This window comes from Telluria sp. ZB4P36 (genome assembly GCF_059685865.1).
In genome coordinates, this window is sequence record NZ_JCASIE010000012.1 from 87,642 (window position 1) to 101,602 (window position 13,961).

The 13,961-nt window shown below is 65.7% G+C and carries 14 protein-coding genes and 2 pseudogenes; 12 read left to right on the forward strand and 4 right to left on the reverse strand.

Annotated elements, in window-relative coordinates:
* Positions 1 to 572 precede the first annotated feature (572 nt).
* The 5 genes from AC56LK_RS16190 to AC56LK_RS16210 all read left to right on the forward strand — a co-directional run bounded on the left by AC56LK_RS16190 (position 573) and on the right by AC56LK_RS16210 (position 4,640).
* Entirely contained in the window at positions 573 to 1,238 is a 666-nt protein-coding gene (locus AC56LK_RS16190; protein WP_497185517.1) for a PEP-CTERM sorting domain-containing protein, read from the forward strand.
* Between the two features lie 120 nt (positions 1,239 to 1,358).
* Positions 1,359 to 2,561, forward strand: a complete 1,203-nt coding sequence (locus AC56LK_RS16195) for an acyl-CoA dehydrogenase family protein (protein WP_497185518.1) — start codon at positions 1,359 to 1,361, stop codon at positions 2,559 to 2,561.
* Positions 2,562 to 2,572: 11 nt separating this feature from the next.
* Positions 2,573 to 3,712: an acyl-CoA dehydrogenase family protein gene (locus AC56LK_RS16200; protein WP_497185519.1), complete on the forward strand. Its 1,140-nt coding sequence runs from the start codon at positions 2,573 to 2,575 to the stop codon at positions 3,710 to 3,712.
* A 9-nt stretch (positions 3,713 to 3,721) separates the two neighbouring features.
* Entirely contained in the window at positions 3,722 to 4,189 is a 468-nt protein-coding gene (locus AC56LK_RS16205) for a MaoC family dehydratase (protein ID WP_497185520.1), read from the forward strand.
* Complete coding sequence (locus tag AC56LK_RS16210; protein WP_497185521.1) at positions 4,182 to 4,640, forward strand: MaoC family dehydratase; 459 nt, start codon at positions 4,182 to 4,184, stop codon at positions 4,638 to 4,640. The genes AC56LK_RS16205 and AC56LK_RS16210 overlap by 8 nt, the downstream gene beginning before the upstream one ends.
* Positions 4,641 to 4,677: 37 nt before the next feature.
* Here the strand turns inward: AC56LK_RS16210 and AC56LK_RS16215 are convergent, their stop codons facing one another.
* From AC56LK_RS16215 to AC56LK_RS16225, 3 genes are all read right to left on the reverse strand, one after another.
* Positions 4,678 to 5,901, reverse strand: a complete 1,224-nt coding sequence (locus AC56LK_RS16215) for an acyl-CoA dehydrogenase family protein (protein ID WP_497185522.1) — start codon at positions 5,899 to 5,901, stop codon at positions 4,678 to 4,680.
* 25 nt (positions 5,902 to 5,926) lie between these two features.
* Positions 5,927 to 6,991, reverse strand: a complete 1,065-nt coding sequence (locus tag AC56LK_RS16220) for a phosphotransferase (RefSeq protein WP_497185523.1) — start codon at positions 6,989 to 6,991, stop codon at positions 5,927 to 5,929.
* 72 nt (positions 6,992 to 7,063) lie between these two features.
* Positions 7,064 to 7,774 (reverse strand): histidine phosphatase family protein, encoded by a 711-nt coding sequence (locus AC56LK_RS16225; RefSeq protein WP_497185524.1) that lies wholly within the window; start codon positions 7,772 to 7,774, stop codon positions 7,064 to 7,066.
* Positions 7,775 to 7,932: 158 nt separating this feature from the next.
* Between AC56LK_RS16225 and AC56LK_RS16230 the strand changes: the two genes are divergently transcribed.
* The 7 genes and pseudogenes from AC56LK_RS16230 to AC56LK_RS16260 form a co-directional block, all read left to right on the forward strand.
* Positions 7,933 to 9,636, forward strand: coding sequence for a GspE/PulE family protein (locus AC56LK_RS16230; protein ID WP_497185525.1), 1,704 nt, complete (start codon positions 7,933 to 7,935; stop codon positions 9,634 to 9,636).
* Positions 9,636 to 10,880 (forward strand): type II secretion system F family protein, encoded by a 1,245-nt coding sequence (locus AC56LK_RS16235; RefSeq protein ID WP_497185526.1) that lies wholly within the window; start codon positions 9,636 to 9,638, stop codon positions 10,878 to 10,880. Before AC56LK_RS16230 ends, AC56LK_RS16235 begins: the two co-directional genes overlap by 1 nt.
* Positions 10,880 to 11,386, forward strand: coding sequence for a hypothetical protein (locus AC56LK_RS16240; protein ID WP_497185527.1), 507 nt, complete (start codon positions 10,880 to 10,882; stop codon positions 11,384 to 11,386). The genes AC56LK_RS16235 and AC56LK_RS16240 overlap by 1 nt, the downstream gene beginning before the upstream one ends.
* Positions 11,387 to 11,432: 46 nt before the next feature.
* Positions 11,433 to 11,897 (forward strand): prepilin-type N-terminal cleavage/methylation domain-containing protein, encoded by a 465-nt coding sequence (locus tag AC56LK_RS16245; protein WP_497185528.1) that lies wholly within the window; start codon positions 11,433 to 11,435, stop codon positions 11,895 to 11,897.
* Between the two features lie 54 nt (positions 11,898 to 11,951).
* Complete coding sequence (locus AC56LK_RS16250) at positions 11,952 to 12,485, forward strand: prepilin-type N-terminal cleavage/methylation domain-containing protein (RefSeq protein WP_497185529.1); 534 nt, start codon at positions 11,952 to 11,954, stop codon at positions 12,483 to 12,485.
* Positions 12,475 to 13,068 carry a type II secretion system protein gene (locus tag AC56LK_RS16255; RefSeq protein ID WP_497185530.1) on the forward strand — a complete coding sequence of 198 codons (594 nt, stop codon included), beginning with the start codon at positions 12,475 to 12,477 and terminating at the stop codon, positions 13,066 to 13,068. Before AC56LK_RS16250 ends, AC56LK_RS16255 begins: the two co-directional genes overlap by 11 nt.
* Positions 13,065 to 13,151, forward strand: a pseudogene (locus AC56LK_RS16260) (prepilin-type N-terminal cleavage/methylation domain-containing protein); the annotation flags it as partial. The gene AC56LK_RS16255 and the pseudogene AC56LK_RS16260, both read left to right, overlap by 4 nt.
* A 579-nt stretch (positions 13,152 to 13,730) precedes the next feature.
* On the opposite strand, the pseudogene AC56LK_RS16265 reads toward AC56LK_RS16260, so the two are convergent.
* Positions 13,731 to 13,949, reverse strand: a pseudogene (locus AC56LK_RS16265) (hypothetical protein); the annotation flags it as partial.
* Between the last annotated feature and the right edge of the window lie 12 nt (positions 13,950 to 13,961).

Here is a 13,961-nt window from a genome sequence, read left to right on the forward strand (position 1 = left end):
CGTTGCCTATGGATGACTCCGATTGCGATGCGCAGCAATTATTCAACAGAAGTATTCCGTCCGCCATCGAGTGCACATGGATGGCGCAGGCTTTGCCGCGACGGACCCGCTCGTCCGCGCTCAGGTTCACTGCCTCGTGGGCGACGGATCATGGGTGAGCTCAGCAGTTCAATCCTCATCCATCGCTAACGATGACAGCGCCTTTCGTTGTTGGCTCAGGTAGTTGTAGGAATTGTCCGATTGATATCGAAAGATGGTCACAAAAATGGATATTCGGTAATAGCGAGTAGGATCATTCCTACCGATTTTCGGGCGTTTTTCTCGATTTCGTACCCCGCGCACGGTTGAGTTACGCTCAAAATAGTCTTTCTTTAACTTGTGATAGCATAACTCTACGGTTGTAAGAAGAACAATTGAACACCACCCAAGGAGTTATCGTTATGCTAATTCGCCGCCTCGTGATCGCTAGCCTTTTGGCCAGCGCAACCGCAGCCCACGCCGACACCATTTCCACTCAGGCCGCGCCGCCATCCGGCGTCGTGTCGGGTTGGACTACGGGCAATGGAACCGATGTGCTGAGTTCCGGTGTCCTGCAGGGCAACCTGAACCTCGTCGCCGGCGTGGCGCACACCGCCGGTGCCGGTGTGAGTCTCGCTGACGTGCTCTACGGAAAGGTCGCAGGCACCATCGGCAATGTCGACGGCCAGACCACGCTCTTCTTCCAGCGCGGCATCGAGGCGAACTACCTGCTGGCGTCCGGCCACGGCATCCTGGCGGCCACTGCCGGTCCGGGCATGTCGGTGGTGGGATCGGCCAACGGTGCGGTCCTCTCGAACGGCGTGACCAAGGCGCCCGGACTGGTCGCCGGCGGCGGCAGCAACCAGGTCGTCTCCAGCGGCGGCGGCGGCACCTCCGGCAATGGTTCGCAAAGCACCGGCTCGACCGGTGGCGGTAACAACTCCAGCGGCACGAACGGCGGTGGCGCGGGCAACGGCAGCACCAACGACAGCGCTTCGAAGGACACGGGTTCGACGGGCAACGGCAGCCAGGCCGGCGAAAACGGCAACCGGCCGGAAGTGATCTTCCTCCCGCCACAGGCCAACAAGCCGAACGACAACGGCTTGGCCATTCCGCTCCTGGAAACCCCGGAAGCGACCGTGCCGGAACCGTCGAGCATCGCGCTGATGCTGCTGGGTATGATGGGGGCATGTGCGGTCACCCGCCGCCGCACGCGCTGATCACGGGCAGGGTGCGCACACCCTGCCTCGCTTCACAATTCTTGACTGTACGGCAAAACTGTCGGGTACAATCCTTGTGAACGATCGTGCTTTTCCAGGCGACGATAACAAGGAGACGACATGGACCTGCACTACACGGACGAGGACCTGGCCTTTCGCGACCAGGTCCGCGCCTTTCTCGATTCCCATCTGCCTAAAGACCTGCAAGCCAAGGTGCTCAAGCACCTGCGGCTGAGCAAGGACGACTTCGTCCGCTGGCACAAGATCCTCGCCGGGCAGGGCTGGGTGGCGCCCGGCTGGCCGGCCGAATTCGGCGGTCCCGGCTGGACGCCGGTGCAGCGCCACATTTTCGAAGAAGAATGCGCCCGCGCCGGCACGCCGCGCGTGATGCCTTTCGGTATCGACATGGTCGCGCCCGTCATCATGGCTTTCGGCAGCCGGCAACAAAAAGAGTATTTCCTCCCGCGCATCCTGTCCTGCGAGGACTGGTGGTGCCAGGGCTATTCCGAGCCGGGTTCCGGTTCCGACCTCGCTTCGCTCAAGACCACGGCCGTGCGCGGCGTGGACGGGGACGGCGAACACTACATCGTCAATGGCCAGAAGACCTGGACCACGCTGGCCCAGCACGCCGACATGATCTTCTGCCTGGTCCGCACCGACCCGTCGGTGCGCAAGCAGGAGGGTATTTCCTTCCTGCTGATCGACATGCATGCGCCCGGCGTCACCGTGCGTCCGATCATCATGCTGGACGAAGACCATGAGGTGAACGAAGTCTTCTTCGACAATGTCCGGGTGCCGGCGGCCAACCTGGTCGGCGAGGAAAACCGCGGCTGGACCTATGCCAAGTACCTGCTGGGTCACGAGCGCACCGGCATCGCGGCGGTCGGCCGCAGCAAGCGCGAGCTGGCCTTCCTCAAGCGCCTGGCGCTCCGCGAGCAGAAGAACGGCCGCCCGCTGCTCGGGGATCCGCTGTTCGGCGCCAGGGTCGCCGAGCTCGAGATCGAGCTGATGGCGCTCGAGATGACCGTGTTGCGCGTGCTGGCCAAGGGGAACAAGGCGCCGGGACCGGAAGCCTCGGTGCTGAAGGTGCGCGGCACCGACATCCAGCAGGCGCTGACCGAGCTGATGCTGGAAGCGGCCGGCCCGCTGGCGCTGCCTTTCGACCCGGCCTACCTGGAGGGCGAGAGCGAACGCAGCGTCGCCGGCGACGACGATGCGGCGCCGCTCGCGTCCTATTACTTCAACTACCGCAAGACCTCCATCTACGGAGGCTCGAACGAGATCCAGCGTAACATCATCGCCCAGATGATCCTGGGGCTGTAAGGAGAGATGCCATGAACTTCGATTTCAAGGAAGAACAGCTGCAGTTCGCCGATGCGCTCAAGCGCTGGATCGGACGCGACTACCGCTTCGAGCAGCGCCGCGCCATCGTCCGCTCCGAACAGGGAACGTCCGATGCGGCCTGGGCCACGCTGGCGGAGCTGGGCATGACGGCGCTGCCGGTGCCGGAACAGCAGGGCGGCTTCGACGGCACGGCGGTCGACCTGTTCGTCGTGATGCGGGAACTGGGCCGCGGCCTGGTGGCGGAGCCGTATTTCGCCACCGTGCTCGGCGCCCACTTCCTCAAGCTGGGCGGCGCCCACGGCGCCTTGCTCGAACGGGTCGCCGCCGGCGACCTGAAACTGGCCTGCGCGCTGGGCGAACGGCAGTCGCGCCATGACCTGCGCGACATCCTCACCCGCGCGGAGCACACCGGCGCCGGCTGGCGCCTGAGCGGCGCCAAGAGCGCGGTGGTACACGGGGCCGAGGCAGGGGTGATGGTGGTGTCGGCGCGCAGCGCCGGCGGCCAGCGCGACGAAGCCGGCATCACCCTGTTCGCCGTGCCGAAGGATGCGCCGGGCGTGCAGGTGACGGGCTACCGCACCCTGGACGGGCAGCGCGCTGCAAATCTCCGTTTCGACGGCGTCGAACTGCCCGCCAGCGCCGTGATCGGCGCTCCGGGCGCCGGCTGGGACATCCTGGATGCGGCGGCGGATCATGGCGCCGGCCTGCTGTGCGCCGAGGCGCTGGGCGCGATGGAGGCGCTGTTCGATGCCACGCTGGACTACCTGAAGACGCGCCAGCAGTTCGGCGTCCCGATCGGCAAGTTCCAGGCGCTCCAGCACCGCATGGCCGACATGGTGATCCACCTGGAGCAGGCGCGTTCGATGGCCCTGCTGGCAGCCGTGAAGCTCGACGGCGGCGACGGCGCGGAGCGCCGCCGCGTGGTGTCAGCGGCCAAGTACCGCGTCGGCCAGGCGGCCCGCTTCATCGGCCAGCAGGCCGTGCAGCTGCACGGCGGCATGGGCGTGACCGACGAGCTGGCGGCGGCCCACTACTTCAAGCGCCTGTCGATGATCGAGCTGACCCTGGGCGACCGTGACCACCACCTGGCGCGCTTCATGGCGCAGCCGGGCTTCCGGCAGGCTGCCTGAGGAGGGCACATGACGCGTCAATGGTATTTCGAGGATTTTTATGCCGGCCAGGAGATCGACCTTGGCGAGCGACCCGTGACCGAGGAAGAGATCATCGCCTTCGCGCGCGAGTTTGACCCGCAGCCCTTCCACGTCGACCGCGAGGCGGCCGCCGCCTCGATCTACGGCGGCGTGATCGCCAGCGGCTGGCATACCTGCAGCATGATGATGCGGATGGTGGTCGACGGCATGATGTGCGGCGCGTCGAGCATGGGTTCACCGGGCCTGGACGGCGTGCGCTGGCTGCGCCCGGTGCGCGCCGGCGACACGCTCAGGGTGCGCTACCTCACCACCCAGGTGAAGGCCTCGAACTCGAAGCCCGATCGCGGCGTGGTCTGGTCGAAGTGGATCGCCACCAACCAGCACGGCGAGGAAGTCTGCACCATCGAGGGCATGGGCATGTTCGGGCGCCGTCCCGCGGGAGCGGACGATGCCTAGATCGATCCCCTTCGCCGACCTGCCGCGGCTGGTCGGCACCGAAGTCGCGACGTCTGGCTGGTTCGCGGTCGGGCAGGAGCGCATCGACGCCTTTGCCGAGGCCACCGAGGACCGCCAATGGATCCACGTCGATCCGGAACGCTGCGCGCGCGAGTCGCCCTTCGGCGCGCCGGTGGCACACGGCTTCCTGACCCTGTCGCTGCTGCCGGCGATGCTGGAGAACGCGCTCGTCATCGAAGGCATGCGCATGGGGCTGAACTATGGGCTGAACCGGGTGCGTTTCCCGGCGCCGCTGCCGGGCGGGAGCCGGGTGCGCGGGCGCTGGCTGCTCGCGGGCTGCGAGCCGATCGAGGGCGGGGTGCAGTTGACGTGGAGCGTGACGATCGAGCCGGAGGGCGAGGGCGCCAAGCCGGTCTGCGCCGCCGAGTTCCTGGTGCGCGCCTACGCCTGATGTACGGTGGTCGGCAGCGCCGACCACCGTACGCTTGTCACGACCCGTACTTCGCCAGCTCCAGCTTCGCCACCGCATTCCGGTGCACCTCGTCCGGTCCGTCCGCCAGCCTGAGTGCCCGGTTCCCCGCCCACTGGTAAGCCAGCGGGAATTCGTCCGACACGCCCGCCGCGCCGTGCGCCTGGATCGCCCAGTCCAGCACGTCCTGGGCCACGTTGGGTGCCAGCACCTTGATCATCGCGATCTCCGCCTGCGCCACCTTGTTGCCGACCGTGTCCATCATGTACGCGGTCTTGAGCGTCAGCAGGCGCGCGGTGTCGATCCGGATGCGGGCTTCGGCGATGCGTTCGCGCCAGACCCCCTGGTCCGACAGCTTGCGCCCGAAGGCCACCCGGCTCTCGAGCCGCCTGCACATCAGCTCCAGGGCGCGCTCCGCCACGCCGATGGCGCGCATGCAGTGGTGGATGCGGCCCGGTCCCAGGCGGCCCTGGGCGATCTCGAAGCCGCGGCCTTCGCCGAGCAGCATGTTGGCGGCCGGCACCCGCACGTTCTCGAACAGGATCTCGCAGTGTCCGTGCGGTGCGTCGTCGTAGCCGAACACCGGCAGCGGGCGCACGATGCGGATGCCCGGCGTGTCGGCGGGAACCACGATCATCGACTGCTGGCGGTGCCGCGGCGCGTCCGGGTCGGTCTTGCCCATCACGATGAAGACCTTGCAGCGCGGATCGCCCGCGCCGGAGATCCACCACTTGTGCCCATTGATGAGGTAATGCTCGCCGTCACACTCGATGCGGGTAGCGATATTGGTCGCATCCGACGAAGCGACCTCGGGTTCGGTCATGGCGAAGGCCGAGCGGATCTCGCCGCGCAGCAGCGGCTCCAGCCAGGTGTTCTTGATTTCTTCCGAGGCGTAGCGCTCCAGCGTTTCCATGTTGCCGGTATCGGGCGCCGAGCAGTTGAACACTTCCGGCGCCCAGGGCACCCGGCCCATGATCTCGCACAGCGGGGCGTAGTCGAGATTCGACAGTCCTTCAGGCGCGCGCGTGGAGCGCGGCAGGAACAGGTTCCACAGTCCGGCCTCGCGCGCCAGCGGCTTGAGGCCTTCGATCAGTTTCAATGGCAGCCAGCGCGTGCCCTTGTCGCGGGCATTGGCCGCGATCTCTTCGTTGAAGGCGCGCTCGTTGGGATAAATGTGATCAATCATGAAGGCGAGCAGGCGCGCCTGCAGTTCCTTGCAGCGCTCCGAATAGGCGAAGTCCATGTGCTTGTCCTTGCAGTAGGGGGGATCAGTTGCTGCGCGAGGCGAACTGCCACGCCATCTCGGCCATCGGCCGGGCCGCCTTGCCGTTCTCCAGGGCCTGGGCGCTCGCGGCGGTGCCGTCCACGTAGCGCTTCATGATGCCCTGCATGATGCCGGCCAGGCGGAACATGTTGTAGGCCAGGTAGAAATCGAAGTCCTCGGCGCGGATCGTCTTGCCGGTGCGTTCGCAATAGCGCGCCACATAGGCGTCCAGCGAGGGAATGCCGAGCCCCGCCAGGTCCAGGCCCGCGATGCCGCGGAAGCGTCCCGGCGGAATGTGCCAGCTCATGCAGTGGTAGGAGAAGTCGGCCAGCGGATGGCCCAGGGTGGACAGTTCCCAGTCCAGCACCGCCAGGATGCGCGGCTCGGTCGGGTGGAAGATCATGTTGTCCAGGCGGTAGTCGCCATGCACGATGCCGGTGTCGTCGCCGGGCGGGATGTGCCGGGGCAGCCATTCGATCAGGCGCTCCATCGCCTCGATCGGCTCGGTAACCGAGGCCTGGTACTGCTTGGTCCAGCGTTCGATCTGGCGCGCGAAATAATTCCCCGGCTTGCCGTAGTCGGCCAGGCCGATCGCCGTGTAGTCGACCGTGTGCAGCTTGGCGATCACCCGGTTCTGTTCGTCGTAGATGGCGGCCCGTTCGCTCGGGCTCATGCCGGGCAGCGACTGGTCCCACAGCACGCGGCCCTCGACGCACTCCATCACGTAGAAGGCGCGCCCGATGATGGCTTCGTCCAGGCACAAGGCATATTGGCGCGGCACCGGGAAGCCGGCGCCGTGCAGCGCCGTCATCACGCGGTACTCGCGATCGATCGCATGGGCCGAGGGCAGCAGCCTGGCGGCCGGCCCGGGCTTGGTGCGCAGCACGTAGCGCGTGGCGCCGACGGTCAGGCGGAAAGTGGGGTTGGACTGGCCGCCCTTGAACTGCTCGACCAGCGGGGCGCCGCCGGGATAGCCCTCGACATGCGCCGCGAGCCAGGCGCCGAGGGCGTCGACGTCGAAGCGCTGGCGTTCGGACACAGGCTTGGTGCCCATCATTTCCTCGTACATGGCGTCTCCATTGTTGTGCTTTGTTCTTTATTCTAGCGCGGAAGCGTACGGCCGTGCTATTTTTGAATGCGCCTATCTGCCCTTGCTGTATTGGGCGAACAGCTGCTCCATGGTGGTGGCGCGCGCATCCGCTTGCAGCGGCCCCGGCGGGACGTAGTTGACGAAACGGATTACCCAGTCGGCCGGGTGGTCGCCGACGTCGAGGGCATTGATGCAGCCGGCCGCCTGGGCCAGCCCGCCCAGGAACAGGCGCTCGCCGGTCAGTGCAAGCGATAAAATCGCGCAATTGACGCCGCCGTGCAGTACCAGCAGCAGCGTATCCCAGTCCCGGTCCGCGCGCAGCCGCGCGATGGCGGGATGGACCCGGTCCATCATCTCGCCCACCGATTCGCCGCCAAGGAAGCGCTGGTCCTCGTCGACCAGGCCCTCGAAGGCGCCGGTGAAGGCGCGCTTCAGTTCATCGGTCGGAATCGCGGACAGGCGGCCGCCGCGGATCTCGTGCAGGTCCGGCCAGGTATCAAGCTCGATCCGCTGGCCGCTCGCCGCCAGCACCCGCTGCGCTGTTTCCACGGTGCGCGGCAGGCCGGACACGATCACGCGGTCGAAGCGTACGCCGGCTTCGCGGAAGGCGTGGCCGGCAGCATCGGCCTGGACCTGGCCGGAAGGGTTCAGTGCCACGGTTTCGGGAAGATGGGGTCGGCCGGTGTCGTCGAAATAGGTGACGCTGCCGTGCCGCATCAGGTAGATGCGGCGGCGCTGCGCCGGCGTACGGGGCTCATCCATGAGGCGTCCTTGTCGTTTTTTCTTGGCCATCTTACACGCGATGCCATTTCGTCGAGGCGAAACGGCGACACTTTTCGTCACTATCGATAATTCCAGCAGTCAATTTTTGCAGGATCTGGCATAAAATATTCGTTGCAGGTAATAAAACAAGGGATGTCATGGCAAGGCCGGAAAAAATTCGCCTCGGCGAGGTGCTGATCCAGCAGAAACTGCTGTCGGAAGAGCAGCTCAACCAGGCGCTGGCGGACCAGAAGCGCACCGGGCGCAAGCTGGGCCGTGTGTTCGTCGAGAGCGGTTTCGTCACCGAAGACCAGATCTCGGGCGCGCTCGCGCGCCAGCTGAACATCCCTTATATCAACCTCAAGTTCTACAACATCAACGCCGAACTGGTGCGCCTGCTTCCGGAAACGGCCGCGCGCCGCTTCCGCGCCCTGGTGCTGGAAGACCGCCGCGAGACCCTGCTGGTGGGCGTGTCCGACCCGACCGACCTGTTCGCCTACGACGAGATCGCGCGCCTGCTCAAGAAGACCGTCGAACTGGCCGTGGTCAACGAGACCGAGGTGGTGGGCGCGATCGACCGCATCTACCGCCGCACCGACCAGATCACCGACTTCGCGCGCGAGGTCGAGCAGGACCTGGGCGACACCTCGATCGACTTCGGCGCGCTGGCCGCCAACCCGGGCCTGGAAGAGGCGCCGATCGTCAAGCTGCTGCAGTCGGTGTTCGACGACGCCTCCCAGGTGCGCGCCTCCGACATCCACATCGAGCCGCAGGACGGGCGCCTGCAGATCCGCTTCCGTATCGACGGCGTGCTGCACCTGCAGACCGAGGCCGACCTGAAGGTGGCCACGCCGCTGGCGCTGCGCCTCAAGCTGATGGCCGACCTCGACATCTCGGAAAAGCGCCTGCCGCAGGACGGCCGCTTCGCGGTCAAGGTGCGCAACCAGCGCATCGACGTGCGTATCTCGACGATGCCGACCCAGTACGGCGAATCGGTGGTCATGCGTCTGCTGAACCAGGGCGGCACCACGCTGCGCCTGGACGCGATCGGCATGCCGCCGCGGATCGTCGAGCGCTTCCGCGCGCTGGTGCAGCGTCCCAACGGCCTGGTGCTGGTCACCGGCCCGACCGGCTCCGGCAAGACCACCACCCTGTACAGCGCGCTGTCCGAACTGAACTCGGTGGAGAAGAAGCTGATCACGGTCGAGGACCCGGTCGAATACCGCCTGAAGGGCATCAACCAGGTGCAAGTCAACGACAAGATCGACCTGTCCTTCGCGCGCGTGCTGCGTTCCGCGCTGCGCCAGGACCCGGACATCGTGCTGGTCGGCGAGATGCGCGACCAGGAAACCGCCCAGATCGGCCTGCGCGCCGCAATGACCGGCCACCTGGTGCTCTCGACCCTGCACACCAACGATGCCGCATCGACCCCGCTGCGCCTGATGGACATGGGCGTGCCGCGCTACATGGTGGGCGGCTCGCTGCAGGCGGTGCTGGCCCAGCGCCTGGTGCGTGTGATCTGCGAAAGCTGCACCACCCCTTACCAGCCGACGCCGGGTGAAGTGACCTGGCTGCGTTCGGAGCTGGGCGAGCGTGCGGCCACCACGCCCTTTTTCCACGGGAAGGGCTGCTCGCACTGCAACGGCACCGGCTTCCGCGGCCGTACCGGCGTCTACGAACTGCTCGAGATGACGCGCGCCGTCACCGAGGCGGCCAACCATCCGGACCCGGGCCACTTCCTGAAAGTGGCGCACGCCGAGATGGAGGGCGAGACCTTGCGCCGCCACGGCGTCAGCCTGGCAGTGCAGGGCAGGACCACCATCGCCGAGGCGATGCGCATCAGTAACCAGTACGACGACTGATGCCCTACTTTTCCTACAAGGCGCGCAACGGCGCCGGTGAACTCCTGCAGGGCATCCTCGAAGGCGCCGACAGCGGCGCCGTCGCCGACCAGTTGTTCGGCAGCGGCGCCACGCCCATCGAGATCAACCCCAGCCGCAGGGGCCCGGGCTCGAAAGGCGCCGGCGGCGAAGGCTTGCTCGCGCGCCTGAACGAGAAGAAGGTCACGTCGATGGACGTGCAGCTGTTCAGCCGCCAGATCTACACCCTGCTCAAGTCGGGCGTGCCGATCATGCGCGGCCTGGCCGGCCTGCAGGAATCGGCCATCAATAAATCCTTCGGCAAGATCATCAAGGACCTGCGCGAATCGCTCGATGCCGGCCGCGAGCTGTCGGCCGCGATGGCGCGCCATCCCAAGGTCTTCGACACCTTCTACCTCTCGATGGTGCGGGTAGGCGAGATGACCGGCCGCCTGGAAGAAGTCTTCCTGCGGCTGTTCGACCACCTCGAGTTCGACCGCGACATGCGCGAGCGGGTCAAGACCGCGATGCGCTACCCGACCTTCGTCATGATCGCGATGGCGATCGCGATGGTGATCGTGAACGTCTTCGTGATCCCGCAGTTCGCGTCGGTGTTCAAGTCCTTCAATGCCCAGCTGCCGCTGATGACACGCATCCTGCTGGCGACCTCGAACTTCACGGTCGCCTACTGGCCGGCCATGCTGGCCATGGTGGGCGGCGCGGTGTTCGGCTTCCGCAGCTGGGTGGCGACAGCCAAGGGCCGGATGGCCTGGGACAAGCACAAGCTGCGCCTGCCGATCGCCGGCAAGATCATCCACAAGGCGACGATGGCCCGTTTCGCGCGCAGTTTCGCGCTGTCGACCCGCAGCGGCGTGCCGATCGTGCAGGCCCTGACGGTGGTGTCGCAGACCGCCGACAACGCCTACCTGAGCTCGCGCATCGAAGGCATGCGCGACGGCGTCGAGCGCGGCGAGAGCATCCTGCGCACCTCGGTGGCCGCCAATGTGTTCACCCCGATCGTACTGCAGATGATCGCGGTGGGCGAGGAATCCGGCTCGCTCGACGAGCTGATGGACGAGATCGCGCAGATGTACGAGCGCGAGGTGGATTACGAGCTGAAGACCCTGTCGAGCCAGATCGAGCCGATCCTGATCACCTTCCTGGGTGTGATGGTGCTGGTCCTGGCGCTGGGCATCTTCCTGCCGATCTGGGACCTGGGCAAGGCTGCCCTGCGCGGCGGGAAATGATGCGGCCCGGCCGCATCCTCGGAGCCACCCGCTTCGAGTTCATCGTCTGCGCCATCGTGATGGCCCTGCTGGCGGGGGTGCTGCTCGGACGACTGCTCGAGTGGCGTGCGCAGTCAGAGCGTACCGCCGCCTATCACGTGGTGGGGGCGCTGCGCACTGCCATGGCGGCACGGGCGACCCAGTTCGGGGCGGCGGGCGGCCAGGAAGCTTTAATTGCTTTAATGCAAGAAAATCCGATGACTTGGCTTGCCAGAAAGCCAGCCAACTATCTGGGAGAGTATTACTCGCCCGACTTGGAGAGCTTACGGCGTGGCGCATGGTTCTTCGACCGTACTGATCGGACGGTCAATTATGTGCTAAGTAGCGACACTTTTTCTTCTGGGACATCTAACTTGCTCAAGTTCAAGGTAGAATTATCCAGCTCGAATTATCCGACCGGTAGCAGCGGACGGAGCCGGAACCACGGCGCCCTGGTCATCGACGAAGTCGGGGCCGGAAAACAATAACCCAAGACCGCGGGCTCACCCGCACAATTTCTACGGAGAGAGTTACATGAACAAATATTCCAGCAAGGGCGCGCAGGGCGGTTTCACCCTGATCGAACTGATCGTCGTGATCGTGATCCTGGGCATTCTGGCTGCCACCGCGCTGCCGAAGTTCGCCGATCTGGGTGCCGATGCCCGTCTGGCTAGCCTGAAGGCCGCCAAAGGCGCCGTGTCGTCGGCTTCGTCGCTGGTGCATGCGAAGGTCTTGGTCAAGAACCACACCGCGGCAACGATCGACATGGAAGGCGTGTCTGTCAACCTGGCCAATGGTTATCCAAGCGCCGGTACTTCGCTCGCACAGGCTGCTGGTCTGAGCTCGAACGACTATGATTTCAGCACCGTTGCAGCAGGCGTACAAACCTTCAAGGTAGAAGGCGCAGCGGATAAGTCCAAGTGCGCGTTCACCTATACGCAGGCAACTGCAACCTCTGCACCTGTGATCGCAGACGTTACCGGCCTCGATTGCAAGTAATTTACCGCCCCAGCCTTGCTGGGAATTTCCACCCTGGACAGTGCTGATGAACCGATGAACCATCGTTTCAATATGGCGCGCCAGGGTGGTTTCACGATGGTCGAACTGATCATCGTGATGGTCCTCGCCGGTATCCTGGCTGCCGTCGCCGGCAGCCGCTTCTTCGAGCGCAGCGGTTTTGACGCCGATGCCTTCGCGGACCAGACCCGCGCCTTGCTGCGCTACGCCCAGAAGGCAGCCATCGCGCGTAACTCCCCTGTCTTCGTCCAGCTCGACGACGACCGCATCGCGCTCTGCTATGACAAGCCTCAGGGCAACTGCGCAGCCGCGAACCGGGTCGCCGCAACCGGAAGTGGCATCGGCGGCGCAGCCTCCGAGATACACTGCCAGGACGAGCGCTGGTACTGCCTCGGCCTGCCGCAGGGCGTGCAGGTCTCGCTGTCCACAGCCATGACCGAATTCAGCTTCGATGCCCTGGGACGCCCTGTCGCGACCAGCGGCAAGTTCGACGGCCTCGTCATGACCATCGCCAGCCCCGGCGAAAGCCGCACCGTGTCCGTGAACCAGGAAACCGGCTATGTCCAGTAAGCCGGTGCGCAAGACCTCCCAGGCTGGGCTGACCCTGATCGAGCTGATCATGTTCATCATGATCATCGGCGTCGCGCTGGCTGGCATCATCGGCGTCCTGAACCTCACCACCAAGGCCAGCGCCGATCCGCTGCGCCGCAAGCAGGCCCTGATGATCGCCGAGGGCCTGCTCGAAGAAGTCCAGCTGGCGCGTTTCACCTACTGCGACCCGACCGCCGACAAGGCCGGTGACGATGGGGTCAAGGGCAGCGCGGACTGTGACGTGCCCGAGAACTGGGGCCCGGAAGCGGGCGGCAAGCGCCCCTTCGACAACATCAACGATTATGCGGCCAAGGCCAACGGCAGCGCAAACCCGTTCAACGACATCAATGGCAAGCTGACCGACGCCAACGGCGAGCCCATGAACGTCGAGGGCTATACGGCCAGCGTCAGCATCACGCCGGAATCGATCGGCGGCATTCCCATTGCGAACGCGGCCTCGCCCGACGTCGACGTGCTGCGCATCCGCGTCGAAGTGCGCTACGGCGGCGAGACCATCGTGCTCGACGGCTACCGCACGCGCTACGCGCCGAATTTCCTATGAGGACAGCAAAGACTCCCCGCCGCGCGCGCGGCTTCACGCTGGTCGAGGCGGTCCTGGTGATCGTCATCATCGGCGTGATCGGCGCCATCGTCGCCGTGTTCATCCGCGCCCCGGTGCAGGGCTACGTCGATACCGCCGCGCGCGCCGCCGCGACCGACGAGGCCGACCTGGCGCTGCGCCGCATGGCGCGCGACCTGCGCCTGGCCCTGCCCAACAGCGTGCGGGTCAACGACGAGGGCAGTGCGGTCGAATTCCTGCTCACCAGGACGGGCGGACGCTACCTGACCATGGACGATGACGTTAGCGGATTCCCGGTCCTCGATTTCGACAATGCCACGAACCGCAGCTTCACCGCCGTGGGCGGCACCATGCGCCGCATCGTGCCGGGCGACTTCATCGTCGTCTACAACGTCGGCGGTGCGGCTACTCCGTCCGAAGACATCGAGTCGAACGCCTATCAGTACCGGTCCGGCGCGACGGGCAGGAACATCGAACGGGTCGCCGCCGTCGACTACACCGCGCCCGAGAACCCGATCGTGACGATGGACAGCAATCCCTTCGCCACCCAGGCCACGCCGATGCGTTCGCCCAGCGACCGTTTCCAGGTCGTGACCGGGCCGGTCAGCTATGCCTGCGAGCCCCTGAGAAACGGCGGCAACGAACTGGTGCGCTATTGGGGCTACGATATCGCGGCCGGCCAGAACACGCCGCCACAAGGCGGTCCGCAACGCGCGGTGATCGCTTCGCACGTAGCCGACTGCAGCCAGATCTTCCGCTACGGCAGCGACGCAACCCGGCGCAGCGCGCTGGTGATCCTGAACCTGGCGCTGCGGGTCGGCAAGGACAGCAATACTTTGGTGCGCCTGGTCAGCCAGGTCCACGTGGACAACACT